The organism is Oerskovia sp. Root22 (assembly GCF_001429135.1).
Taxonomy (GTDB): Bacteria; Actinomycetota; Actinomycetes; order Actinomycetales; family Cellulomonadaceae; genus Oerskovia; species Oerskovia enterophila.
Genome location: NZ_LMIL01000007.1, coordinates 49,870 through 72,356 on the forward strand (window position 1 = coordinate 49,870; position 22,487 = coordinate 72,356).

General features: G+C 71.9%; 19 protein-coding genes. 3 read left to right on the forward strand and 16 right to left on the reverse strand.

Annotated features, from left to right (window positions below; genetic code table 11):
* Window positions 1-139: 139 nt before the first annotated feature.
* Complete coding sequence (gene adhP, locus ASE15_RS05085) at window positions 140-1,171, forward strand: alcohol dehydrogenase AdhP (RefSeq protein ID WP_056648874.1); 1,032 nt, start codon at window positions 140-142, stop codon at window positions 1,169-1,171.
* Between the two features lie 425 nt (window positions 1,172-1,596).
* Window positions 1,597-3,909, forward strand: a complete 2,313-nt coding sequence (locus ASE15_RS05090; protein WP_056762617.1) for a DEAD/DEAH box helicase — start codon at window positions 1,597-1,599, stop codon at window positions 3,907-3,909.
* Window positions 3,910-3,993: 84 nt separating this feature from the next.
* On the opposite strand, the gene hisD is transcribed toward ASE15_RS05090, so the two are convergent.
* Window positions 3,994-5,319: a histidinol dehydrogenase gene (gene hisD / locus ASE15_RS05095; RefSeq protein ID WP_056761978.1), complete on the reverse strand. Its 1,326-nt coding sequence runs from the start codon at window positions 5,317-5,319 to the stop codon at window positions 3,994-3,996.
* 93 nt (window positions 5,320-5,412) lie between these two features.
* Between hisD and ASE15_RS05100 the strand changes: the two genes are divergently transcribed.
* Entirely contained in the window at window positions 5,413-5,640 is a 228-nt protein-coding gene (locus ASE15_RS05100) for an RNA-binding S4 domain-containing protein (protein WP_056648870.1), read from the forward strand.
* Window positions 5,641-5,783: 143 nt separating this feature from the next.
* On the opposite strand, the gene ASE15_RS05105 is transcribed toward ASE15_RS05100, so the two are convergent.
* The 15 genes from ASE15_RS05105 to ASE15_RS05180 all read right to left on the reverse strand — a co-directional run bounded on the left by ASE15_RS05105 (window position 5,784) and on the right by ASE15_RS05180 (window position 22,487).
* Complete coding sequence (locus ASE15_RS05105; protein WP_056761982.1) at window positions 5,784-6,191, reverse strand: pyridoxamine 5'-phosphate oxidase family protein; 408 nt, start codon at window positions 6,189-6,191, stop codon at window positions 5,784-5,786.
* Between the two features lie 169 nt (window positions 6,192-6,360).
* A complete protein-coding gene (gene dnaE, locus ASE15_RS05110) occupies window positions 6,361-9,918 on the reverse strand; it encodes a DNA polymerase III subunit alpha (RefSeq protein ID WP_056761984.1) in 3,558 nt (1,185 codons plus the stop codon).
* Between the two features lie 187 nt (window positions 9,919-10,105).
* Window positions 10,106-10,585: a GNAT family N-acetyltransferase gene (locus tag ASE15_RS05115; RefSeq protein WP_068625443.1), complete on the reverse strand. Its 480-nt coding sequence runs from the start codon at window positions 10,583-10,585 to the stop codon at window positions 10,106-10,108.
* Between the two features lie 55 nt (window positions 10,586-10,640).
* Window positions 10,641-11,579 (reverse strand): RluA family pseudouridine synthase, encoded by a 939-nt coding sequence (locus ASE15_RS05120; protein WP_056761986.1) that lies wholly within the window; start codon window positions 11,577-11,579, stop codon window positions 10,641-10,643.
* On the reverse strand, window positions 11,579-12,280 hold the full coding sequence (locus tag ASE15_RS05125) for a signal peptidase II (RefSeq protein ID WP_235534190.1): 702 nt from the start codon (window positions 12,278-12,280) through the stop codon (window positions 11,579-11,581). Before ASE15_RS05125 ends, ASE15_RS05120 begins: the two co-directional genes overlap by 1 nt.
* Window positions 12,281-12,383: 103 nt before the next feature.
* The gene (locus ASE15_RS05130; RefSeq protein ID WP_056648860.1) at window positions 12,384-12,845 is read right to left on the reverse strand and encodes a TraR/DksA C4-type zinc finger protein; all 462 of its coding nucleotides are present in this window, start codon (window positions 12,843-12,845) and stop codon (window positions 12,384-12,386) included.
* Window positions 12,846-13,007: 162 nt separating this feature from the next.
* A complete protein-coding gene (locus tag ASE15_RS05135) occupies window positions 13,008-13,664 on the reverse strand; it encodes a DivIVA domain-containing protein (RefSeq protein WP_056648858.1) in 657 nt (218 codons plus the stop codon).
* A 166-nt stretch (window positions 13,665-13,830) separates the two neighbouring features.
* Window positions 13,831-14,121 (reverse strand): YggT family protein, encoded by a 291-nt coding sequence (locus ASE15_RS05140; RefSeq protein ID WP_056648856.1) that lies wholly within the window; start codon window positions 14,119-14,121, stop codon window positions 13,831-13,833.
* A 26-nt stretch (window positions 14,122-14,147) separates the two neighbouring features.
* Window positions 14,148-14,633, reverse strand: coding sequence for a cell division protein SepF (locus ASE15_RS05145; protein WP_056648854.1), 486 nt, complete (start codon window positions 14,631-14,633; stop codon window positions 14,148-14,150).
* A gap of 143 nt (window positions 14,634-14,776) precedes the next feature.
* Window positions 14,777-15,562, reverse strand: coding sequence for a polyphenol oxidase family protein (locus ASE15_RS05150; protein WP_235534191.1), 786 nt, complete (start codon window positions 15,560-15,562; stop codon window positions 14,777-14,779).
* A gap of 4 nt (window positions 15,563-15,566) precedes the next feature.
* Window positions 15,567-16,892 carry a cell division protein FtsZ gene (ftsZ, locus tag ASE15_RS05155; RefSeq protein WP_056648852.1) on the reverse strand — a complete coding sequence of 442 codons (1,326 nt, stop codon included), beginning with the start codon at window positions 16,890-16,892 and terminating at the stop codon, window positions 15,567-15,569.
* 244 nt (window positions 16,893-17,136) lie between these two features.
* Entirely contained in the window at window positions 17,137-17,832 is a 696-nt protein-coding gene (locus tag ASE15_RS21435; protein ID WP_235534193.1) for a cell division protein FtsQ/DivIB, read from the reverse strand.
* A gap of 407 nt (window positions 17,833-18,239) precedes the next feature.
* Entirely contained in the window at window positions 18,240-19,754 is a 1,515-nt protein-coding gene (gene murC / locus ASE15_RS21145) for a UDP-N-acetylmuramate--L-alanine ligase (RefSeq protein WP_056761993.1), read from the reverse strand.
* Entirely contained in the window at window positions 19,751-20,872 is a 1,122-nt protein-coding gene (gene murG / locus ASE15_RS21150; protein ID WP_369800563.1) for an undecaprenyldiphospho-muramoylpentapeptide beta-N-acetylglucosaminyltransferase, read from the reverse strand. The genes murC and murG overlap by 4 nt, the downstream gene beginning before the upstream one ends.
* Before the next feature lie 106 nt (window positions 20,873-20,978).
* Window positions 20,979-22,487, reverse strand: a complete 1,509-nt coding sequence (locus ASE15_RS05180) for a putative peptidoglycan glycosyltransferase FtsW (RefSeq protein ID WP_082618222.1) — start codon at window positions 22,485-22,487, stop codon at window positions 20,979-20,981.

Below are 22,487 nucleotides of genomic sequence, written 5' to 3' on the forward strand. Positions count from 1 at the left end.
CGCGAGCGGCCCCGAACACGCTCGGATACGGTCGAAGGACCGGACACCACCGGACGCGAAGCGCGTCCCGTCGCGCCTCGTCGCGCCTCGTCGACGAACGGCTCGACCCCGCCCCGGTGTCCGCTCCTGGAGGAGAGACATGAGCACCATGAAGGCAGCCGTCGTCCACACGTTCGCCGAGCCGCTCACGATCGACGAGATCGAGATCCCCACCCCCGGACCCCTCGAAGCGCTCGTCAAGGTCGACTACACCGGCGTCTGTCACACCGACCTGCACGCAGCCCACGGCGACTGGCCCGTCAAGCCGTCCCCGCCGTTCGTGCCGGGCCACGAGGGCGTCGGCACCGTCGTCGCGGTCGGCGACCAGGTCACGCGCGTCAAGGTCGGGGACAAGGTCGGCAACGCCTGGCTGTGGAGCGCGTGCGGCGAGTGCGAGTACTGCGAGACCGGGTGGGAGACCCTCTGCCCGCACCAGAAGAACGGCGGCTACTCGGTCGACGGCTCGTTCGGCCAGTACATGCTCGTCGACTCACGCTATGCCCCGATCATCCCCGAGGGCGTCGAGGACGCGGCCGTGGGGCCGATCCTGTGCGCGGGCGTCACGGTCTACAAGGGCCTCAAGCAGACCGACACCCAGCCCGGCGAGTGGGTCCTGATCTCGGGCATCGGCGGACTCGGGCACATCGCCGTCCAGTACGCCGTGGCCATGGGGCGCCGCGTCGCCGCGGTCGACGTGGACGACGAGAAGCTCGCCCTGGCGCGCAAGCACGGCGCCGAGGTCACGGTCAACGCGGCCACGTCGGCCGACCCCGCGGCCGAGATCCAGGAGAAGACCGGGGGCGGCGTGCACGGAGCCCTCGTGACCGCGGTCAACGCCCACGCGTTCCCGCAGGCCGTCGGCGCGCTGCGCCGCGGCGGCACGGTCTCCCTGGTCGGGCTGCCGCCCGAGAAGTTCCCGCTCGACATCTTCACGACGGTCCTCTTCGGCCTCACGGTCCGCGGCTCGATCGTCGGGACGCGCAAGGACATGGCCGAGGCGCTCGACTTCTTCGCGCGCGGCAAGGTCAGCCCGACCTACACCGTGCGCCCGCTGAGCGACGTCAACGACATCTTCAGCGAGATGGAGAAGGGCAAGATCGACGGCCGCGTCGTCATGGACATGCACTCCTGACGAGGCTCGTGCGGGGCTGCCCGCCCACCCTGCCCGGCCCCGCGGCCCGGTGCCGTTCGACGGATCTCCGTGGAACGGCACCGAGTCGCGCTCGTGGCGCACCGCCGCACCTGGGCACCCGGCCTGTGCACCGAGCACGCGGTGTCCCACCCTGCGCCTACGATCGCTGGGTGACCTCGTTCCCCCGTGACCAGCACGACCCGTACGCCGACCTCCCTCCCGACTTCGCGTCGGAGCCGCCTGCCGACCTGTACGACGAGCCCCCGGTCCCCGACGACACGGGGGCCGCGCCACGACGCGCGTCCGTCGGCGCGAGCGCTGCTCGCCCGTCGCAGACCGCGGCGGAGCCCGCTGCCGCCCCGACGCCGGGTGCCACAGCCGACGCCGTCTCCGCGGCCGACGCCGCGCGGCTCGCCAAGGTGGCCATGCTGCGCGGTCTCCTCGAGGGCAAGGACCTGCGCGAGGAAGCGGAGACCGCGCTGCGCTCGCTCGTCGGTCGCGACGACGCGAAGCTGCGCGACGACCAGTGGCTCGCGATCGAGGCCCTGGTCGCGTTCCGCCGTCGGGCCCTCGTGGTCCAGCGCACCGGGTGGGGCAAGTCGGCCGTCTACTTCGTCGCGACCTCGCTGCTGCGCTCGCGCGGCGCGGGGCCCACGGTCATCGTCTCGCCGCTCCTGGCCCTGATGCGCGACCAGATCTCGGCCGCGGCCCGCGCCGGGATCCGCGCCGTGACGATCAACTCGTCGAACATGACCGAGTGGGACGACGTGCACGCCGCGATCGCCGCGGGCGAGGTCGACGTCCTGCTCTGCTCGCCCGAGCGGCTCAACAACCCCGGCTTCCGCGACGAGGTGCTCCCCCGGCTCGCTGCCGACGCGGGCCTCGTGGTCATCGACGAGGCGCACTGCATCTCGGACTGGGGCCACGACTTCCGTCCCGACTACCGCCGCATCCGCACCCTCCTCGCGGACCTGCCGCCGGGCATCCCGGTGCTCGCCACGACCGCGACCGCCAACGAGCGCGTGACCGCCGACGTCGCCGAGCAGCTCGGGGTCACGGGCGCGTCGGTCGGCAGCGCAGCGGCCAGCACGTCGTCCGCGGCCGGTGACGCCGCCGCCGGGGCGCCCGGCGGCCCGCGCGAGGACGTGCTCGTGCTGCGCGGCGGTCTCGACCGCGAGTCGCTGCACCTGGCCGTGCTCAACCTGCCGGACCAGCCCAGCCGTATCGCGTGGCTCGCCGAGACGCTCCAGGACGTCGACGGCTCGGGGATCGTCTACTGCCTCACGGTCTCGGCCGCCGAGCAGGTCGCGAGCCAGCTGCGAGCGACCGGGCTGGCCGTGGCCGCGTACACGGGCCAGACCGACACGACCGAGCGCGAACAGCTCGAGGCCGACCTCAAGGAGAACCGGGTCAAGGCGCTCATCGCGACCTCGGCGCTCGGCATGGGCTTCGACAAGCCGGACCTCGCGTTCGTCGTGCACCTGGGCGCCCCGTCGTCGCCCATCGCGTACTACCAGCAGGTCGGTCGCGCCGGGCGTGGCGTCGACAGCGCGGTCGTGGTGCTGCTTCCCGGCGAGGAGGACCGGCGCATCTGGGAGTACTTCGGCTCGCTCGCGTTCCCCGCCGAGCGTCAGGTCCGCGAGACCCTCGCAGCCCTCGAGGCGGGCGGCGGGACGCAGTCTGTCGCGGCCCTCGAGACCCAGGTCGACCTCAAGCGCTCGCGCCTCGAGACCATGCTCAAGGTCCTCGACGTCGACGGCGCGGTCCGTCGCGTCAAGGGCGGCTGGGTCTCGACCGGTCAGCCCTGGGTCTACGACGCCGACCGCTACGCGCGCGTCGAGCAGACCCGGCTCGCCGAGCAGCGCTCCATGATCGACTACGAGGCCACGAGCGGCTGCCGCATGGCGTTCCTGCGCGCGACCCTCGACGACCCCGAGCTCGAGCCGGGCTGGACGTGCGGCCGGTGCGACCGCTGCGGCGGCGTGGACCTGCCCGCGGCTCCCGACGCCGAGGCCGTCTCCGCGGCGCGCGCCGACATGGACCGCCCGGGCGTCGAGGTCGTGGCCCGTCGCCAGTGGCCCACGGGCCTCGACCGGATGGGACTCGACCTCAAGGGACGCCTGTCCCCCGAGGAGCTCGCGTCCCCGGGCCGAGCCGTCGCGCGCCTCGACGGGCTCGGCTGGTCGGGTCCGCTGCGTGAGCTCTTCGCCCCCGGCGTGCCCGACGGCGAGACCCCCGTCGCGCTGCGTCGCGCGGCAGCGCGCGTGCTCGACGAGTGGGACGCGCTGTACGCGCCCGCTCCCACGGACGGTGAGACCGCCGGGACCGGCGGGGCTGTCGACGACGCCGCGGCGGCTGACGGGAGCGACGCTCCCGCGCGCCGCCTCCTGCTCGACGGCGTCGTGTCCGTGCGGTCGGCCACGCGCCCGCACCTGGTCCAGCACCTGGCGGGCGGGCTCGCGCGCTACCTCGACCGTCCGCTCGTCGGCTCGGTCGGTCCTGTGCCGGGCCGCGAGCAGCCCGGCCGACACGACGTGAACTCGGCCATGCGCCTGGCCGGGGTCGTCGAGCGTCTGCGGCTCGAGCTCTCGGCCCCCGCGATGGCGGGGCTCGCAGGACGCCGGATCCTCCTGGTCGACGACTACACCGACTCGGGCTGGACCCTCACGGTCGCCGCCCGCCTCCTGCGCCAGGCAGGAGCCGCGGCGGTCTACCCGTTCGTGCTCGGGGTGCGCTGACGCCCTGCGCGCGACGAGAGCGGGGCGCGGTCCGGAGACATGTTCCCCGGTCCGCGCCCCGCTCTCGTCGTCGAGGTGCTGCGTCTACTGGAAGCGTGCCTTGATGGCCTCACCGTGCGCGGGCAGGTCCTCGTCGTTGGCCACGGCCACGATGCGGTCGGCCAGCTCCTGGAGCGCGTCGGCCGAATACTCCACGACCTGGACCGCGCGCAGGAAGCTGTGCACCCCGAGGCCGCTCGAGTAGTGCGCGCACCCGCCGGTCGGCAGGACGTGGTTCGAGCCCGCCATGTAGTCGCCCAGAGGCACCGGCGAGTAGGGACCGACGAAGATCGCGCCAGCGCTCTGCACGCGCTCGGCCACGGCCGCGGCGTCGGCCGTCTGGATCTCGAGGTGCTCGGCACCGTACGAGTCCACGACGTCGAGACCCTGCTCCAGGTCGTCGACCACGATGATCGCCGACTGCGGCCCGGACAGCGCCTGGGCCACGCGCGCCGCGTGCTTGGTCTCGGGGACGAGGTCCACGAGCCGGGCGTCCACGGCGGCCGCGAGCTCGACCGAGGGCGTCACGAGGACCGCCGCGGCGTCGGGGGTGTGCTCGCCCTGGCTGATGAGGTCGAGCGCGACGTGCGTCGGGTCCGCGCCGCCGTCCGCGAGGACCGCGATCTCGGTGGGGCCGGCCTCGGAGTCGATCCCGACGACACCGCGCACGAGCCGCTTGGCGGCCGCGACGTAGATGTTCCCCGGGCCCGTGATGACGTCGACCGGCTCGCACAGGTAGTCGCCGTCCTGCGGCTCGCTGCCCGCGGCACCGTAGGCGAACATGCCGATCGCCTGCGCCCCGCCGACCGCGTAGACCTCCTGGACCCCCAGCAGCGCGCACGCCGCGAGGATCGTGGGGTGCGGCAGGCCGTCGTTGTCGCGCTGGGGCGGGGAGGCGACCGCGAGCTCGCGCACGCCGGCCTCCTGCGCCGCGACGACGCTCATGATGACCGACGACGGGTAGACCGCGATCCCGCCGGGCACGTAGAGGCCCACGCGACGCACCGGGATCCAGCGCTGACGGACCTGCGCCCCCGGGGCCAGGTCGACCGCGAACGGCTGAGGGCGCTGGGCGGCGTGCACCGTGCGGACTCGGCGGATCGCCTCCTCGAGGCCGTCGCGCACGAGCGGGTCGAGCGTCTCGAGCGCCTGGGCCATGCGCTCTGCCGGGACCCGCAGGTGGACCGGACGCACGCCGTCGAACCGCTCGGAGAGGTCACGCAGCGCCGAGGCGCCGTGCAGGCGGACCTCGTGCAGGATCGGGGCGACCTTCTCCGCGGCGTCCTCGACGCCGATCTCCGGACGAGGCAGGATCTCCGTGAGCTCACGGGGAGACAGGGAACGACCACGCAGGTCGATGCGATTGATCACCGACCCATCGTAGGCCGGGCCGCGAGCCCACCTCCAGGCCATTCAGCAGATGGTCAGTTCTCCGACGGGTCCCGGACGCGAGAGAATGGGTGCATGACCACGACACCCACGGTGGAGATCACCGACGACGTCATCCGCCTCGGCCAGTTCCTCAAGCTCGCGAGCCTCGTCGAGTCCGGCGCCCACGCCCGCGACCTCATCTCCGAGGGAGAGGTCAAGGTCAACGGAGAGGTCGACACCCGCCGTGGCCGCCAGCTCCGCAAGGGAGACGTCGTGACGGTCGACGTCCCGACCGGCGAGATCGGCGCGATCGTCGGCTGACGGACCCGCGCGTCCCGTCCGGCGGACCGGGCCAGGGCGCGCGTGGGGCCCCGGCCGCGCCCTGGCCGGGGTGATCCCGGTCGGCGGACGAGCCGGCCCCTCGCCGGGCACCCGCTCAGGACGTGCCCCGCACCTCAGGCGTCTCAGAACGCCATGTAGCTCGAGCTCATGACCTTGTCGGCGACGATCCGCAGGACCACACGACGAGGGTTGACCCGCGGCTCCTTGTAGCGCTTGGTGTACCGGCGCACGGCCTCGGCGACCTCGTCCGGGTCGCGCGAGACCGAGACGGTGCCCTCGAGCGTGATCCATCGGCCACCCTCGACCTGGCAGACCGCCGCGCGCGGGTGCGCGCCGTCGGGCGTGAGCCGCTCGGCGTTGAGCGCCTTGACCGACGTGTCGTTCGTGGTGATGCGCACGACCCCCGCCTCGGGATCCCACGTGAAGCCCACGGGGACGACGTGCGGGCTGCCGTCCTCGCGGAGGGTGGTCAGGGTCGCCAGGTGGCGCTCGGTCACGAACACGCGCTGCTCAGGGGTCAGGTGGATCACGACGGCGAGTCTACGTCGGCTCGGCGGAGGGCCCCGCCGGGCGGGACGACTCGTCGGACCCACCGGACACTCAGCGTGGCCCGCGGTCGGACGACCGGCCGGGGCCCCTGCGGGGCGGCAGGCGTGACGGCCCGGCCCCGCGGCCGAGCCGTCCCCTGTCAGCGACCGGTCACACCGTGAGGCAGCTCGGGCCGAGCAGGGCCTTGAGGTCTCCGTACAGCGCGGGGCTCTTCTCGACCCGCAGGGTGTCCTCGAGGCGCATGACCTTGGTGCGTCCGGGGCTCGTGAGCTTGAGGTGGACCTCGGTCACGCCGGGGTGCGTCGAGAGGATCTCGCGCAGCCGCTCGACCACGGGCTGGGTGCAGCGGGACTCGGGCAGGCTCACGAGCACCGGGGTCTCGGCGACCGTCGAGATGTCCGGGAGCGAGACCTCCATGGCCTGGAGCTGCATGGTCTCGTCCCGGCGACGCACGCGGCCGCGGAGCACCACGACCTGGTCCTCGGCGAGGATCGTCGAGTACGCGAGATAGGTCTCTCCGAAGAACATGACCTCGACCCCGCCCTCGAGGTCCTCGATCGTGACCGCGGCCCACGGGTTGCCGTTCTTGCTCATCTTGCGCTGGAGCGAGGTGATCAGCCCGGCGATCACGACGGTCGACCCGTCGGGGCGCGCCTCGTCGGCCATGAGCGCTGCGATCGAGGTGTCGGCCGCGCGCGTCAGGACGTGCTCGAGCCCCGACAACGGGTGGTCCGAGACGTACAGGCCCAGCATCTCGCGCTCGAACGCGAGGCGCTGCTTCTTGTCCCAGTCCGGGATGTCTGGAACGTCGACGCTGAACGACATGGCGGGGTCGTCGGCGCCCAGGTCCGCGAAGAGGTCGAACTGCCCCTTGGCCTCCTCGCGCTTGACGCTGATGACCGAGTCCACGGCCTGCTCGTGCACCACGAGCAGCGCACGTCGTGCGTGGTCGAGCGAGTCGAACGCCCCCGCCTTGATGAGCGACTCGATGGTCCGCTTGTTGCAGACCACCGCGGGCACCTTGTCGAGGAAGTCGGTGAAGGAGCCGAACCTCCCCTTGTCCTCGCGCGTCGCGACGACCGCGTCGACGACGTTGGCGCCCACGTTGCGCACCGCCGTCAGGCCGAAGCGGATGTCCTTGCCGACGGCCGTGAAGTTGGCCGACGACGAGTTGACGTCCGGCGGGAGGACCGTGATCCCCATGCGACGGCACTCGTTGAGGTACAAGGCCGACTTGTCCTTGTCGTCGCGCACGCTCGTGAGCAGCGCGGCCATGTACTCGGTCGGGTAGTTGGCCTTGAGGTACGCGGTCCAGTAGGAGACGACGCCGTACGCCGCGGAGTGCGCCTTGTTGAACGCGTAGTCCGAGAACGGCAGCAGGATGTCCCACAGCGTCTTGACTGCGGCCATCGAGTAGCCGCGCTCCTTCATGCCGTTCGAGAAGCCCTCGAACTGCTTGTCCAGCTCGGACTTCTTCTTCTTGCCCATGGCGCGGCGCAGGATGTCGGCCTGGCCGAGCGAGTACCCGGCGACCTTCTGCGCGATGGCCATGACCTGCTCCTGGTACACGATCAGGCCGTACGTGGTCCCCAGGATGTCCTCGAGGGCTTCCTCGAGCTCGGGGTGGATGGGAGTGACCTCCTGCATCCCGTTCTTGCGCAGCGCGTAGTTGGTGTGGGAGTTCGCTCCCATGGGGCCGGGGCGGTAGAGCGCGCCCACGGCCGAGATGTCCTCGAAGTTGTCGGGACGCATGAGCTTGAGCAGCGTCCGCATGCCGCCGCCGTCGAGCTGGAACACGCCCAGGGTGTCGCCTCGCCCCAGGAGCTCGTACGTCTTGGGGTCGTCGAGCGTGAGCGCCTCGAGCTCGACCGGGTCCTTGCCGTTCATCACGATGTTCTCGAGCGCGTCGTCGAGGATCGTGAGGTTGCGCAGCCCCAGGAAGTCCATCTTGATCAGGCCGAGGCCCTCGCACGTGGGGTAGTCGAACTGCGTGATGACCGCGCCGTCCTGGAGGCGGCGCATGATCGGGATGATGTCGATGAGCGGCTCGCTCGACATGATGACGCCGGCCGCGTGCACGCCCCACTGGCGCTTCAGCCCCTCGATGCCCTTGGCGAGCTCGACGACGCGCTGCGCGTCGGGGTCCGCGGAGTGGATCTGGCGGAACTCGTCGGCCTCGTTGTAGCGCTTGTCGTCCGGGTTGAAGATCCCCGTGAGCGAGATGTCCTTGCCCATGATCGCGGGCGGCATCGCCTTGGTGAGCTTCTCCCCCATGGCGAAGGGGAACCCGAGGAGGCGCGAGGAGTCCTTGAGCGCCTGCTTGGCCTTGATGGTGCCGTACGTGACGATCTGCGCGACGCGGTCCTCGCCGTACTTCTCGGTGACGTAGCGGATGACCTCGCCGCGCCGGCGCTCGTCGAAGTCGACGTCGAAGTCGGGCATGGACACGCGGTCCGGGTTGAGGAAGCGCTCGAAGATCAGGCCGTGCTGCAGCGGGTCGAGGTCCGTGATGCGCATCGCGTAGGCCGCCATGGACCCCGCTCCCGAGCCACGGCCGGGCCCCACGCGGATGCCGTTGTCCTTGGCCCAGTTGATGAAGTCGGCGACGACGAGGAAGTACCCCGGGAAGCCCATCTGGACGATGACCTGGGTCTCGTACTCGGCCTGCTTGCGCACGGCGTCCGAGATGCCGTCCGGGTAGCGGTAGTGCAGGCCCTTCTCGACCTCCTTGATGAACCAGGAGGTCTCGTCCTCGCCCGGGGGGCAGGGGTAGTTGGGCATGTAGTTGGCCGAGGTGTCGAAGCTGACCTCGCACTGCTCGGCGATGAGCAGGGTGTTGTCACAGGCCTCGGGCAGCTCTTTCCAGATGTGCCGCATCTCGGCTGCGGACTTCACGTAGTAGCCGTCGCCGTCGAACTTGAAGCGGTCGGGGTCGGCGAGCGTGGAGCCGGAGTTGATGCACAGCAGCGCCTCCTGGGAGTGGCTGTCCTCCTTCTTCACGTAGTGCAGGTCGTTGGTCGCGACCAGCGGGGCCCCGATGGTCTCCGAGAGCCGCAGCAGGTCCTTGATGACCCGGCGTTCGATGTCGAGCCCGTGGTCCATGAGCTCGATGTAGAAGTTCTCCTTGCCGAACACGTCCTGGAGCTCGCCGGCAGCCTGCACGGCCGCGTCCCACTGGCCGAGCCGCAGCTTGGTCTGGATCTCGCCCGACGGGCAGCCCGAGGACGCGATCATGCCCTTGCCGTAACGCTCGAGCAGGTCACGGTCCATGCGGGGCCACTTGCCCATCTGGCCGTCGAGCGACGCGAGCGAGCTGGCCCGGAAGAGGTTGTGCAGCCCTTCGTTGTTGCGGGCCCACATCGTCAGGTGCGTGTACGCGCCGCGGGCCGAGACGTCGTCGGACTCCTGGCCCTTCTCGCCGAACCGGACGCGCGTCTGGTCGAACCGGCTGGTGCCGGGCGTGACGTACGCCTCGACGCCGATGATGGGCTTGATGCCCGCCTGGGTCGCCTTGGACCAGAAGTCGAACGCCCCGAAGATGTACCCGTGGTCCGTGGTCGCGATGGCCTTCTGCCCCAGTCGCGCGGTCTCCTCGAAGAGGTCTCCGAGTCGCGCGGCGCCGTCCAGCATCGAGTACTCGGTGTGGACGTGGAGGTGGACGAAGTCGTCGGACTTCTGGGTGCTTCCAGGGGTGGCGGCAGACGGCATGCGACGAGTCTAGATCGAGCCACCCACGCCTCTCGGCGTGTCGCGTGCCGGTGACCGCGTGTGCCTTCTCTCAGGACGGCCCGACGGCGCCACGGGCCTCGCGCGGTCGGCGCTCCAAGGAGCGGACCGGCCGGCGAGGGGCGGGCACGTCGAGTGGCTGGCGCCCGGTCCTGGCCAGGCGCCGGCCTCAGCCGTGCGAGCGGAGCGTCTTTGCGGCGTCCCGGTGGTCGATCCCCGCGTCGAGGTACACGGGCCCGTACACCTCGTAGCCGAGGCGCTCGTAGAACCCCGTGGCCTGCGTCTGGGCACTGAGCTCGATCCGCACGGCCCCGTCCGAGGCGTGCTCGGCGAGCGCGACCTCCTCGAGCGCACGCATCACGGCGGCTCCCGCGCCGGTCCCCCGGGCGCGGCGCGCGACGGCCACGCGCCCGATGTGCACCTCGCCAGGGTGGGCGGGGTCCGTGAGCAGGCGTCCCGTCCCGACGACGGCCCCCTCCCCGGGGGCCCGGCCCGCGCGGACGAGGACGTGCGTGGTCGTGGGGGCGAAGTCGGCGTCGTCGATCTCCTCGGCGAGCGGTACCTCCTGCTCGCCCACGAAGACCTCGAGGCGCAGCGCGTGCGCCTCCTCGAGCTGCGCGGGCGTCGTGACCCGCTCGGTCGTCAGCACGGCGAGCTCCCCTCGATGTCCTGGTGGCCCCGGGCGGACCGGGCCGTCGCGATGATCAGGAGTACGCCCCGCGGACGACCTCGAGCGCGTGCGCCAGGTCCTGCGGGTACTCGCTCGTGACCTGCGTCCACTGCCCCGTCGACGGGTGCTCGAACCCGAGCTGGACCGCGTGCAGCCACTGCCGCGAGAGCCCGACCTTCTTGGCCAGCACCGGGTCCGCCCCGTACGTCACGTCACCCACGCAGGGGTGGCGCAGCGCCGAGAAGTGCACGCGGATCTGGTGGGTCCGGCCGGTCTCGAGGTGCACCTCGACGAGCGAGGCCGCCGGGAGCATCTCGAGGACCTCGTAGTGGGTCACCGAGGGCTTGCCCTCGGCCACGACCGCGAACTTGTAGTCGGCAGAGGGGTGGCGCCCGATGGGCGCGTCGATGGTGCCCGTGGTGGGCTCGGGGTGTCCCTGGACCAGCGCGTGGTAGACCTTCTCGACCGTGCGCTCCTTGAAGGCACGCTTGAGGACCGAGTACGCGAGCTCGCTCTTGGCGACGACCATGAGCCCCGAGGTGCCGACGTCGAGCCGGTGCACGATCCCCTGCCGCTCGGCCGCCCCCGACGTGGAGATCCGGTAGCCCGCGGCGATCAGAGCGCCGACGACCGTCGGTCCCGTCCAGCCCGGCGACGGGTGGGCCGCGACGCCCACGGGCTTGTCGATGACCACGACGTCGTCGTCGTCGTACACGATCTTCATGCCCGGGACGGGCTCGGCGACGATCTGCACGGCCGACGTGTCGGGCTCGTCGGGGATCTCGACCTCGAGCCAGGCCCCGGCGACCAGGCGGTCGGACTTGCCGACCTCCCGTCCGTCGACACGGACGCCGCCGTCGGCCGCGATCTCGGCCGCGCGCGTGCGCGAGAGGCCCAGCAGGCGAGCCAGGGCAGCGTCGACGCGCTCACCCGCCAGCCCGTCGGGCACCGGGAGGGCACGGACCTGCGCCATCAGGACACCGTCCTCGTGCTGGGAGCGTCCGGGCCGTCGGCCGCGTCGCTCTTCTCGGACACGGACTCGGTCTGGTCCGCCGCAGCGGGCGCCGCCTCGCCCTCGCCCGAGTGGCGCTGCCCGTCGATGCCGATGCCCTGGATCGAGAGGATCGCGATCATCACCGCGGCCCCCACGACCGCGATGTCGGCGACGTTCCCGATGAACAGGTCGCCGTACCCGATGAAGTCGACCACGTGCCCCTGCGCGACGCCGGGCGCACGGAAGATCCGGTCGATGAGGTTGCCCAGCGCGCCACCCAGCAGCAGCCCGAGCGCGACCGCCCAGCCCCGCGAGCCGATCTTGCGCATGCTCCGCAGGATGAACACGACCACGACCGTGACGACGATCGTCAGGATCCAGGTGTACCCCGAGCCGATCCCGAGCGCCGCCCCTTCGTTGCGGATGAACGTGAGGTGGAGCCACCTCCCGAGGAGCTCGATGGTCGGCTCACCCTCGAGCTTCGCGACGGCCCAGATCTTGGTGGCCTGGTCGACCAGGATCACGAGGGCGGCGAGCACCGCGACCCACAGGACGAGACGCTTCGAGGAGACGGTCGCGCGTTCCGGGACCGCCGCGGAGGGGGCTGCTGAGGTGCCGTCGGCGCCGCCCTCGGACGGGTCGGCGGGCACGGGCTGCTGGGGAGAGGGAGTCGATGGCATCGGCGGCAAGTCTGCCATGTCCGACCGGCTCCCCACGATCCGGTGACGACGACGGCCGCCGTCCCCTCGGGACGACGGCCGTCGTGTGCTGCAGGTGGGACCGTCAGCGGCGCTCCTCGCGCTGCTTGGCCTCGACCGAGAGGTTCGCCCGGGGGTAGGCCTGCAGGCGCGCCTTGCCGATCGGGAGCCCGGTCGCCTCGCACGTCGCGTAGGTACCGGCTGCGAGCCGGTCCAGAGCGTGCTTGGTCTGCTCGAGCAGGTCGCGCGTGTTGTTCACGAGCGTGAGCTCCTGCTCGCGCTCGAGCGCGCTGGACCCGGAATCGGCCTGGTCGTCGCCGGCACCGTCCCCCGAGTTCCGCAGGAGCTCCGAGAGCTCCTGGTCCGCCTCGGCGAGCTCGCGCTCGAGACGGTCGCGCTCCTCGAGCAGGGTCGCTGCCTGCTCCTCCGCCTCCTTGAGCGTCCACGGCTCCTCGCCGTCACGCACGGGGAAGGACTTGACGTCGCGAGCTAGGTGCGGGAACTGCTGACGTACTGCCGCGCGCGTCGCGGTACTGAGCTTGGTCATGTCGCCCCTCCGGTTCGAGTTGCGGTGAGAGTAGACGCCGCCTGCCGGTACGCACAACGCACCACGCCGGAGGACCCGGGTGGTGCGTCGTGACGGACCGACCAGCGGCGTGACCTCGAGGTCCGCACGCCTGGTGTGATCGTCTGCCAGGTGGCAGTCGGACTAGATGCCCGCGCTCAGGTCGCTCGAGCGACCTGCGCCGGAGCCGCTGCGCGGCGGGAGTGCACTGCCTCGGTTGTCGAGATCCCCCATGAGGTTCTGGAGGTAGCTCTTGAGACGCGTGCGGTAGTCGCGCTCGAAGAGCCGCAGCTCGTCGATCTTGCGCTCGAGGAGCGAACGCTCCTGCTCGAGCTGGGAGAGCGTGCGGTGCGAGGTCTCCTCCGCCTCCTGCACGATCCGGGTGCCCTCTTCCTTGGCTTCCGCGATGAGGCGGTCGCCCTCCTGCTGGCCCGAGCGCACGTAGTCGTCGTGCAGCTTCTGAGCGAGCTGGAGCATGCCGGTCGCGGACTCGGGCTCGCCGTTCAGCTTGCCGGTGACCGCGGCCGAGATCGGCGCGACCGGAGCGGGCTCGGGCGCCACCGGGGCATCCACCACGACCGGCTTGGCCGGACCCGAGGCGTCCGCGCGGCTGAGCTCTGCGACGCGTCGCTCTGCTGCAGCCAGCTTGGTCTTGAGGTCGTCGTTCTCCTCCTGCACGGAGTTGAGCGTCCTCACCACCTCGTCCAGGAAGTCATCGACCTCTTCGACGTCGTATCCTTCGCGGAACTTCGTCGCGGAGAACTTCTTGTTCAGGATGTCCTCTGCTGTCAGCAGTGCCATCGTCTCACCTCAATGCGTTTGCGCCGTCAGTCCGAGCGATCTCGAGATCGCCACAGTCCAAAGTAGCGGAGATTGTCAGAGGAGGCGGCCTCGCCCGGTGCCCGTGCAACGGGTACCGGTGTCAAGATCGCCGTGTTGTCAGTTTTCTACGTGTTTGGAGGAGCCCTCAGAAACTGAGATACCTCAAGAACTGTGCCAAGAACGACACCGCGAGGAACAGCACGATGAATGCGAGGTCCAACCGCACCTGCCCGAGGGTCAGCGGCGGGATGACCTTGCGCAGAGCGCGCAGCGGCGGGTCCGTCAGCGTGTAGATGGCCTCGGCCAGGACGAGCATCACGCCGCGCGGACGCCAGTCCCGGGCGAAGACCTGCACCCAGTCGAAGACCACGCGGCCGATGAGCACGATGAGATAGAGACCGAGGACGAATGCCAGCAGATCGAAGACGAATGTCACGGGGTCAACTGTGCCAGATCCTGCGGTCAGCTCTGGTTGTAGAAGCCGGCCCGGGTCACAGGAGGCTCCGGGGTCTGCTCCTCGCCGGTGATCTCGACGTGCTCGGGCGAGAGCAGGAAGACCTTGTTGGTCACCCGCTCGATGGCACCGTGCAGACCGAAGATGAGCCCGGCGGAGAAGTCGACCAGGCGCTTGGCGTCGGCGTCGTCCATGTCGGAGAGGTTCATGATGACCGGCGTGCCACCGCGGAAGGCTTCCCCGATGACGCGGGCGTCGTTGTAGGAGCGCGGGTGCACGGTCGTGATCCGGCGCAGCTCTGCGGCTGACATGCTCGTCTGGGGTACCTCTCGTGGGGCGACCGTGCGGTGCAGTGGGGTCACCTGAGCCTGGTAGTCGTGCGGCACGTCGGCCCCCAAGTCGTCGTACTCGTCGATGAACTCTTCCTGCTCGTCCTCGCCTCGATCATCAGCGAGGCCCAGGTAAAGCATGGTCTTGCGAAGCGCTCCGGCCATCGCCCTCTCTCCGTCCTCATGTCGACTGCTGGTTCCGTGCTTTGCACGCTAGCCCAGCCCCGGAGACGGGCAGGATGCGACACGCCCGGGAAAGGTCAACAGGCTCGAGGGTGAGAAACCGCACGTCCACGCCGCGCGCAGGGTCATCCGAGGGCCACGACCCCGGCGAACCGGCCCGTCGTGGCGCCGTCGCGGGTCGCGAGTCGGTGCGAGTAGAACCGGTGGTCCTCGAGCGTGCAGATCCCGGTCGAGAAGACCTCCGTGACCCCGGCCGCGCGCAGGTCGGCGACGACCCCGGCAGGCAGGTCGAGCGCGGGCGTGCCCCAGCTGGTCGTGGACGCGGTGGCCGGACGACGGGACGCGACCTCGTCGCGCAGGTCTGCGGGCACCTCGTAGCAGCGCCCGCACGCGGAGGGTCCGACGACGGCGCGCAGCGTCTCGGGCCGCGCGCCCTGGGCGACGAGCGCCTCGAGCACGGTCCCGACGACCCCTCCGGCCAGCCCTTGACGGCCCGCGTGCGCGACCCCGACCACTCCGGCCCCGGCGTCCGCGAGGAGCACCGGGACGCAGTCGGCCACGAGCACCCCGAGCCCCAGACCGGGCGCGGCCGTGACGAGCGCGTCGTGCTCACCGCAGGTCTCGGCCCCCGCGCCCCGCTCGCTCCGCGCAGCCCGGTCCTCGCCCGAGAGGACGCGCACCCCGGTCCCGTGCACCTGGGTCCCGAAGACGAGCGGTGCCCCGAGCCACCGGCCGACCGCCTCGCGGTGGACCAGGACCCGCTCGGCGTCGTCCTGGACCCCCAGCCCGAGGTTGAGGCCGTCCCACGGCGCGGGCGAGGTCCCCCCGGCACGGGTCGTGAACGCAGCACGCACCCCCGGACCGAGGTCGACCTCGAGAACCGGGGGTGCGGGCAGTGCAGGATCGAGCACGGTGCTACTTGAGGAAGTCGGGGACGTCGAGCTCCTCGACCTTGCGACGGACGGGCTCCTCGTCGTAGAGACGAGGCACCTCGACCTGCGCCGACCGCTCGGCCGCGGGCTGCTCCGCGTTCTGGTTGTCCTCGGTGGGGACGACGCTGAACGTCGGGATCGCCGCCGGGTAGCCTGCCGAGACCTGGGCCGCTCCACCTCCGAAGGTGACCGGCACGTCGTCGGGCTCCGAAGCGATGGGGACGACCGGGCGGGGCAGCGTGTGGCTGCCCGTGGTGGTCGGCACCGCGACGGGGCGCTGCGCCTGGACGGGCTGCGCAGGCTGCGCCGCGGGCGCTCCGGCGAGTTGCCCAGGAGCACGCGAGTCCTTGCGGACCTGGGGCGTGCCGCCGTCGAACCCTGCGGCGATGACGGTCACGCGGACCTCGTCGCCGAGGGCGTCGTCGATCACGGCACCGAAGATGATGTTCGCCTCGGTGTGCGCAGCCTCGTGGACCAGTCGCGCGGCCTCGTTGATCTCGAAGAGACCGAGGTCCGAGCCGCCCTGGATCGACAGCAGGACGCCGTGGGCGCCGTCGATGCTGGCCTCGAGCAGCGGCGAGGAGATCGCGAGCTCCGCAGCCTGGACCGCGCGGTCCTCGCCCCGTGCCGAGCCGATCCCCATGAGGGCGCTGCCCGCTCCCTGCATGACCGACTTGACGTCGGCGAAGTCGAGGTTGATCAGACCCGGGGTCGTGATGAGGTCGGTGATGCCCTGGACGCCCGAGAGAAGGACCTGGTCCGCCGAGTGGAACGCGTCGAGCGCCGAGACGCTGCGGTCCGACATCGACAGGAGCCGGTCGTTCGGGATGACGATGAGGGTGTCGACCTCGTTGCGCAGGGCCTCGATCCCCTGGTCCGCCTGGACCGAGCGGCGCCGGCCCTCGAACGTGAAGGGCCGCGTGACGACACCCACGGTAAGAGCTCCCAGCGACCGCGCGATACGCGCGACGACCGGCGCGCCACCCGTGCCCGTCCCACCGCCCTCGCCCGCCGTGACGAAGACCATGTCGGCGCCGCGCAGGACGTCCTCGATCTCCTCCGCGTGGTCCTCGGCGGCCTTCTTGCCGACCTCGGGATCTGCGCCGGCGCCGAGCCCACGCGTGAGCTCGCGCCCGACGTCGAGCTTGACGTCCGCGTCGGACATCAGCAGCGCCTGCGCGTCGGTGTTGATGGCGATGAACTCGACGCCCTTGAGACCGACCTCGATCATCCGGTTGACGGCGTTCACGCCACCACCGCCGATGCCGACCACCTTGATCACTGCTAGGTAGTTCTGCGGAGTTGCCACGTCAATGCCTCTCGATCCTGTAGCCCTCAACCTTCACCCTCAACTAGAGGGTTATAGTTATGTCAGGTTGTGCTGTGTCGACGGTAGGTGCCCGTCCTGGTCCTATCAACGACCCGCCCGCGCGTGTCGGCGAAAACCTGCTGGGTGGGCCATGTCTCACCCCTGTCGTGCTGCCGCATCCTCGTCGACTCACGTCGGTCGAGCCCGTGGTCCGGCGACCGGGCCCCGGCGCCGGTCACCACGCTCATCGGGTGATCGGCATCGTGGGCGCGGACACGTCGTAGAGCGTCGCGCCCTGGTTCTCCGGCAGCGACCTCAAGGTCTGCAGCACCTTCACCTTGAGGGCTGCGTCCTCCCCGTTGCCCCACTCCACGACCGCCCCGTCACGCAGCGTCATCTCGACCGCGTCCTGCGTCTCCGCCGTGACCTCTGCGACCTCGGCCCGCAGCTCGGGCGGGAGCGCGTTGAGCACGATGCGCGCGGCGCGCAACGACCTGGCCCCCTTCTCGTCGAGGCTCACCCCGATCTCCGGGATCCCCTCGGGCACCGCCTCGACCGTCAGCACCTGGACGCCGTCGCGGTCGAGCAGCACGTAGTCCCCCTGGTGCGGCACCGCGGCCACGGGCTCCCTCGACTCGAGGGTCACGCTCAGCCCGTCGGGCCACTCGCGCAGGATCGTGGCGTCCCGCACACCGTTCAGGGACAGGATCTGCTCGCGCAGCCCGATCGTGTCGACACGGGGCAGGGGCACGCCCGAGACGCCCGACACGATCTGCTGCACCTGCGCGACGTCGATCACGGTCCCCTCCCCCGTGATCTCGACCTTCGCGGGGTCCGTGCCGAGGACCGGGGAGAACAGGGCCACCCAGACGACGGCCGCGACCGCGACCACCGAAGCGACCCAGATCAGGATCGTGCGCCGCACGCGGTGGCGACGCATGGCCGCCTTCTCCGCGAGCCGGTCAGCCATGCCCGTCGAGACGACCCGGTCGGTCGGTCGCGCCGTCGACCTCGCGGCCGACGGACCTCCCGACGGCCTCACCGGGACCTGCCCCGTCGCAGGACGGGCGCCGGAGGTCCGGGGCGCAGGGCGCGACGACCTGACCGGGACGAGCTCCTGCCCCCGGAGCTCGAGGGGCTGCGTGAGGGTCTCGTCCTGCCCGGCGCGGGACGGACGGGTTCCCCGTCGGGGGTCATGGCGGGCACCGCGGTCACGCGCCGCCTCGTCCGTGGCGGACTCCTCGACGGGAGCCTCGACCCGCTCCGCACCGGGGCGCGCCTGCGGGTCCCGCGCCCCCCGAGCCGCCGGTCGGGGAGCCGCAGGACGCGGCCGGGACGGCGGTCTCATCAGCCCTCGGCCTCCCGGGCCGCCCCGTCGCCGTCCCCGGCGGGCGCACCCGCCAGGAGAGCGTCGAGGATCACGGCCCCGAGCTCGGTCACGTCGCCCGCCCCGACCGTGAGGACCAGGTCGCCGGGCCGCGCGGCCGCCGCGACGGCACGCGCGGCCTCGACGCGGTCCTCGATGCCGCGCGCGGCGCCGGCGGGCATCCGGTCCACGATCGTCCACGAGCCCGTCTCCGGGTCGAGGTCCTCGCGCGCCGCATAGACACCCGTCACCACGACGTGGTCCGCGAGCGCGAGCGCGTCGGCGAACTCCTGCGCGAACAGCCGCGTCCGGGAGAACAGGTGCGGCTGGAACAGGACCAGGACACGTCCGCCGGCAGCCACCGGTCGAGCAGCAGTGAGGAGCGCGGCGACCTCGGTCGGGTGGTGGGCGTAGTCGTCCACGACCCGCACCCCGCGGGCCTCGCCCTGCGCCTCGAACCGTCGGCCGGTACCCAGGAACTCGCCGACCCCCGCGACAGCCTGCTCCGCGGGAACGCCCAGGAGGAGGGCCGTCGCGACGGCAGCCGCGGCGTTCAGGGCGTTGTGCGCGCCCGGGACCTGCAGGCGCAGCTCGAACGGCCCGGTGGTCGCGCCGGCCGGGCCCACGCCCGACGCACCCCCCGCGACGGTGAGCCGGGCGGCCACCCCCGCGGCGCCGTCGGGCCGGACGTCCGTGAGCAGCACGTCGCTGCCCGGCGTCGTCCCGTACGTGACGACCCTGCCACCCGCCGCCCGGTGCGCCTGCGCGAGCGCGAGCGCCCCCGGGTCGTCGGCGCACGCGACCAGGTGGCCGCCGGGCACGATGCGGGCCGCGAAGTCCACGAAGGCCTGCTCGAACGCCTCGCGGGACCCGTAGTGGTCCAGGTGGTCGGGCTCGACGTTCAGCACGACCGCGATGGTCGGCGCGTAGTTGAGGAACGAGCCGTCGGACTCGTCGGCCTCGGCGACCAGCACGTCGCTCGCGCCCAGCCGACCGCCCGGGATCGCACCGTCGCTCGTGATGACCGAGCCGCCGATCGCGAACGACGGGTCGAGCCCCGCGGACCGCAGGGTCGTCGCGATCATGGCCGACGTCGTGGTCTTGCCGTGCGCGCCCGCGACCGCGACCGAGCGCCCCTGCGCCATGAGCGCGGCGAGCGCCTCCGAACGGTGCAGCACGCGCAGTCCCGCGGCACGCGCCGCGACCAGCTCCGGGTTGTCGGGACGGACCGCGCTCGACAGGACGAGCGTGTCCGCGCCCTCGACGTTCGCGGCCGCGTGCCCGACGTGCACCGGGACCCCGTCCGCACGCAGGGCCTCCACCACCGCGCTGCCCTTGGCGTCCGACCCCTGCACGCGCACCCCGCGGGCCGTGAGCAGACGGGCCACGACCGACATGCCCGCGCCACCGATACCGATCAGGTGGACCGTCCCGAGCTCCGCGAGCACCGGAGGCACCGACGGGGCCGACGGCTCCGACGACCCGTCGCCCGTCATCGGGACACCCCCGCAGCCTTCTCGACGAGGTCGGCGACGCGTGCCGTCGCGTCCTGCATGCCCGCGCGCGACGCGAGCGCCGCCATGGTCCGCAGACGCTCGGCGTCGCTCACGAGGCCGGGGAGGTTCGTGGTCACCCAGGCCGAGGTGAACGCCTCGTCGTCGACCAGGATCCCGCCGCCCGCGCGCACGAGCGGCGCGGCGTTCAGGCGCTGCTCGCCGTTGCCGATCGGCAGCGGCACGTACACCGCGGGGATGCCCAGGGCGGCGAGCTCGCTGACCGTCCCCGCGCCCGAGCGGCACACGACCAGGTCGGCGACCGCGTACGCCAGGTGCATCGCCGACAGGTACTCGCGCACGTCGTAGCCGGGCAGGCCGCCCACGACCTCGCGCACCGCGTCGGCCTTGCCCTTGCCCGTCAGGTGCAGGACCTGCGCACCCGTCGCGAGGACGGCGCGCGCTGCGCCGGCGAACGCCTCGTTGACGCTCTGCGCGCCCAGCGAACCACCGGTGACGACCACGGTCGGGCGCGCCGGGTCGAGCCCGAGCGAGGCCGCGGCGTTGGTCCGGACCGTCGCCGCGTCGACCGAGCGGTCACGGATCAGGTCCGCGATCTCCCAGCGCAGCGGCAGGCCCGTGACGATGCCGCCCTTGAGCGGCGTGCCGTCGAACGTGACGGCCACGTACTCGGCCCACCGCGCGCCGGCACGGTTGGCCAGGCCCGGTCGGGCGTTCTGCTCGTGGATCACGATCGGCACGCCCCGGCGGTGCGCCGCGAGGTAGGCGGGCGTCGAGACGTATCCCCCGAAGCCCACGACGACCTCTGCCCGGGTCTCGTCGATCACGGCCCCGGCGGCCTCCACGGCCGACTTGAGCTTGCCCGGCAGCGCGACCCACTCACCGCTCGGGCGCCGGGGCAGCGGCACCTTGGGCACGAAGCGCAAGGGGTACCCGCGTGCCGGGACCAGGTCGGCCTCGAGGCCGCTCTCCGTCCCGAGCACCGTGACGACCGCCCCGGGGTTGCGCTCGCGCAGCTCGTCCGCGACCGCGAGCAGCGGGTTCACGTGACCCGCCGTCCCGCCGCCTGCGAGCACCACCGAACCGAGAGAAGAACTCACCACGTACCTCGTCACCTGTCCTTGCTGTTGCTGTCGTCCCCGGAGGACCCGGGAGCCGAGAAGTTCTGGGTCCACCGCGTGCCCACGGGCTCGCGGCGGGGCCTGATCATCGGGCCTGGGCGCGCCGACGCCCCGGCAGGGCGCGACGCCCTGCCTGCCCGACGACGGCGAGCGACTTGCGCACGACGCTCCCCCGGGCGGCGAACGCCTCCTTGGCGCCTGGCTCGTTGCGCGCGAACGAGATCACGACGCCGAGGGCCGCCATGGTCGTGATCAGCGCCGACCCGCCCGAGGAGACGAGCGGGAGCGGCACCCCGATGACCGGGATCACCCCGATGACCACGCCGATGTTGATGAACGCCTGACCCACGATCCAGCACGCGATGCCCGCGGTCGTGATCTTGACGAACGGGTCGGGGTGGCGGCGGATCACCCGGCTCATGGCCAGCCCGAGCACCGCGAACAGCGCGAGGACCAGGAGCGTTCCGAGCAGTCCGAGCTCCTCGCCGATGACCGAGAAGATGAAGTCGTTGTGGGCCTCGGGCAGGTAGCTCCACTTCTCGCGGCTCGCGCCGAGCCCGACCCCGCCGAACCCGCCCGTGCCCAGCGCCCACAGGCCGTGGACCGTCTGGTAGCAGACGCTCGAGCCCGCGTTCGCGTCCGAGGTGTCGCACACGTTCGTGTACGTCGCCAGGAACCTGTTCATGCGGTTCGCGTTCTGCTGCATCGCGACGAACCCGACCACGACCACGACCGCCGCCGTGGCACCCGCCAGGGCGAGGAGCCTCCAGTCGACTCCCGCGACGAAGAACGCCCCCGCGACGAGGATGAGGATCACGAGCATGGTGCCCAGGTCGTGCCCCGCGAGCACGAGCCCCATGACCAGGAGCGCCCCGGGGACCGCGGGCACGATCGCGTGCTTCCACGAGCCCAGCAGGTGCTGCTTGCGCCCGAGCACGACGCCGAGCCAGATCGCGAGGGCGAGCTTGGCGGGCTCGGAGGGCTGCACGAAGAACGACCCGAAGTTGATCCAGTTCAGGTTGCCGTTGACCTCGTGGCCGAGCGGGCTGAAGATCATGAGCTGGAGGCACAGGGAGAAGATGATCAGCGGCCACGCGCCGTGCCGATACACGCGCGTGGGGAGCCTGCTCGCGACGAGCAGCACGGGCAGACCGATGAGCGCGTACTGCGCCTGGGTCAGGAACGCGCCGTAGGGCGACTTTCCCGCCGCGATCTCCGTGATCGCCGAGCTCGAGAGCACCATGACGAGGCCGATGATCGCGAGCAGGGTGGTCGCACCGACGAGCAGGTAGTAGCTCGTCACGGCGCTGTCCCACTGGCCGAGCCACGCGCGCTCGCTCGACGCAGTCCTGGCCGGACGCGGCCGAGGACGCGGCGTGCGGGTCCGCCGGGTGGTCCCGCCCTTCGTGGGGAGGCCGGTCGCCGCGGTCGTGGTCGACCGCGCACCGGTCGCGGGACGCGACCCGGAGGGCGTCGAGCCGGTCGTCGTCCGAGCAGCCGGGGTCTTCGCGCGGGGCGTGCCCGCGGTGCTCGCCCGGGAGGAGCCCGCCGCCGAGCGCTGCGCAGGCCCGCGCCCGCTCGTCGTCTGGGCCAC

Bases quoted from the DNA above. Each gene is read 5' to 3' on its own strand.
- adhP (WP_056648874.1), top strand. From the start codon at position 140: ATGAGCACCATGAAGGCAGCCGTCGTCCACACGTTCGCCGAGCCGCTC.
- ASE15_RS05090 (WP_056762617.1), top strand. From the start codon at position 1,597: ATGCTGCGCGGTCTCCTCGAGGGCAAGGACCTGCGCGAGGAAGCGGAG.
- ASE15_RS05100 (WP_056648870.1), top strand. From the start codon at position 5,413: ATGACCACGACACCCACGGTGGAGATCACCGACGACGTCATCCGCCTC.
- dnaE (WP_056761984.1), bottom strand. From the start codon at position 9,918: ATGCCGTCTGCCGCCACCCCTGGAAGCACCCAGAAGTCCGACGACTTC.
- ASE15_RS05120 (WP_056761986.1), bottom strand. From the start codon at position 11,579: ATGGCGCAGGTCCGTGCCCTCCCGGTGCCCGACGGGCTGGCGGGTGAG.
- ASE15_RS05125 (WP_235534190.1), bottom strand. From the start codon at position 12,280: ATGCCATCGACTCCCTCTCCCCAGCAGCCCGTGCCCGCCGACCCGTCC.
- ASE15_RS05130 (WP_056648860.1), bottom strand. From the start codon at position 12,845: ATGACCAAGCTCAGTACCGCGACGCGCGCGGCAGTACGTCAGCAGTTC.
- ASE15_RS05135 (WP_056648858.1), bottom strand. From the start codon at position 13,664: ATGGCACTGCTGACAGCAGAGGACATCCTGAACAAGAAGTTCTCCGCG.
- ASE15_RS05145 (WP_056648854.1), bottom strand. From the start codon at position 14,633: ATGGCCGGAGCGCTTCGCAAGACCATGCTTTACCTGGGCCTCGCTGAT.
- ASE15_RS21435 (WP_235534193.1), bottom strand. From the start codon at position 17,832: ATGCGTCGCCACCGCGTGCGGCGCACGATCCTGATCTGGGTCGCTTCG.
- murC (WP_056761993.1), bottom strand. From the start codon at position 19,754: ATGACGGGCGACGGGTCGTCGGAGCCGTCGGCCCCGTCGGTGCCTCCG.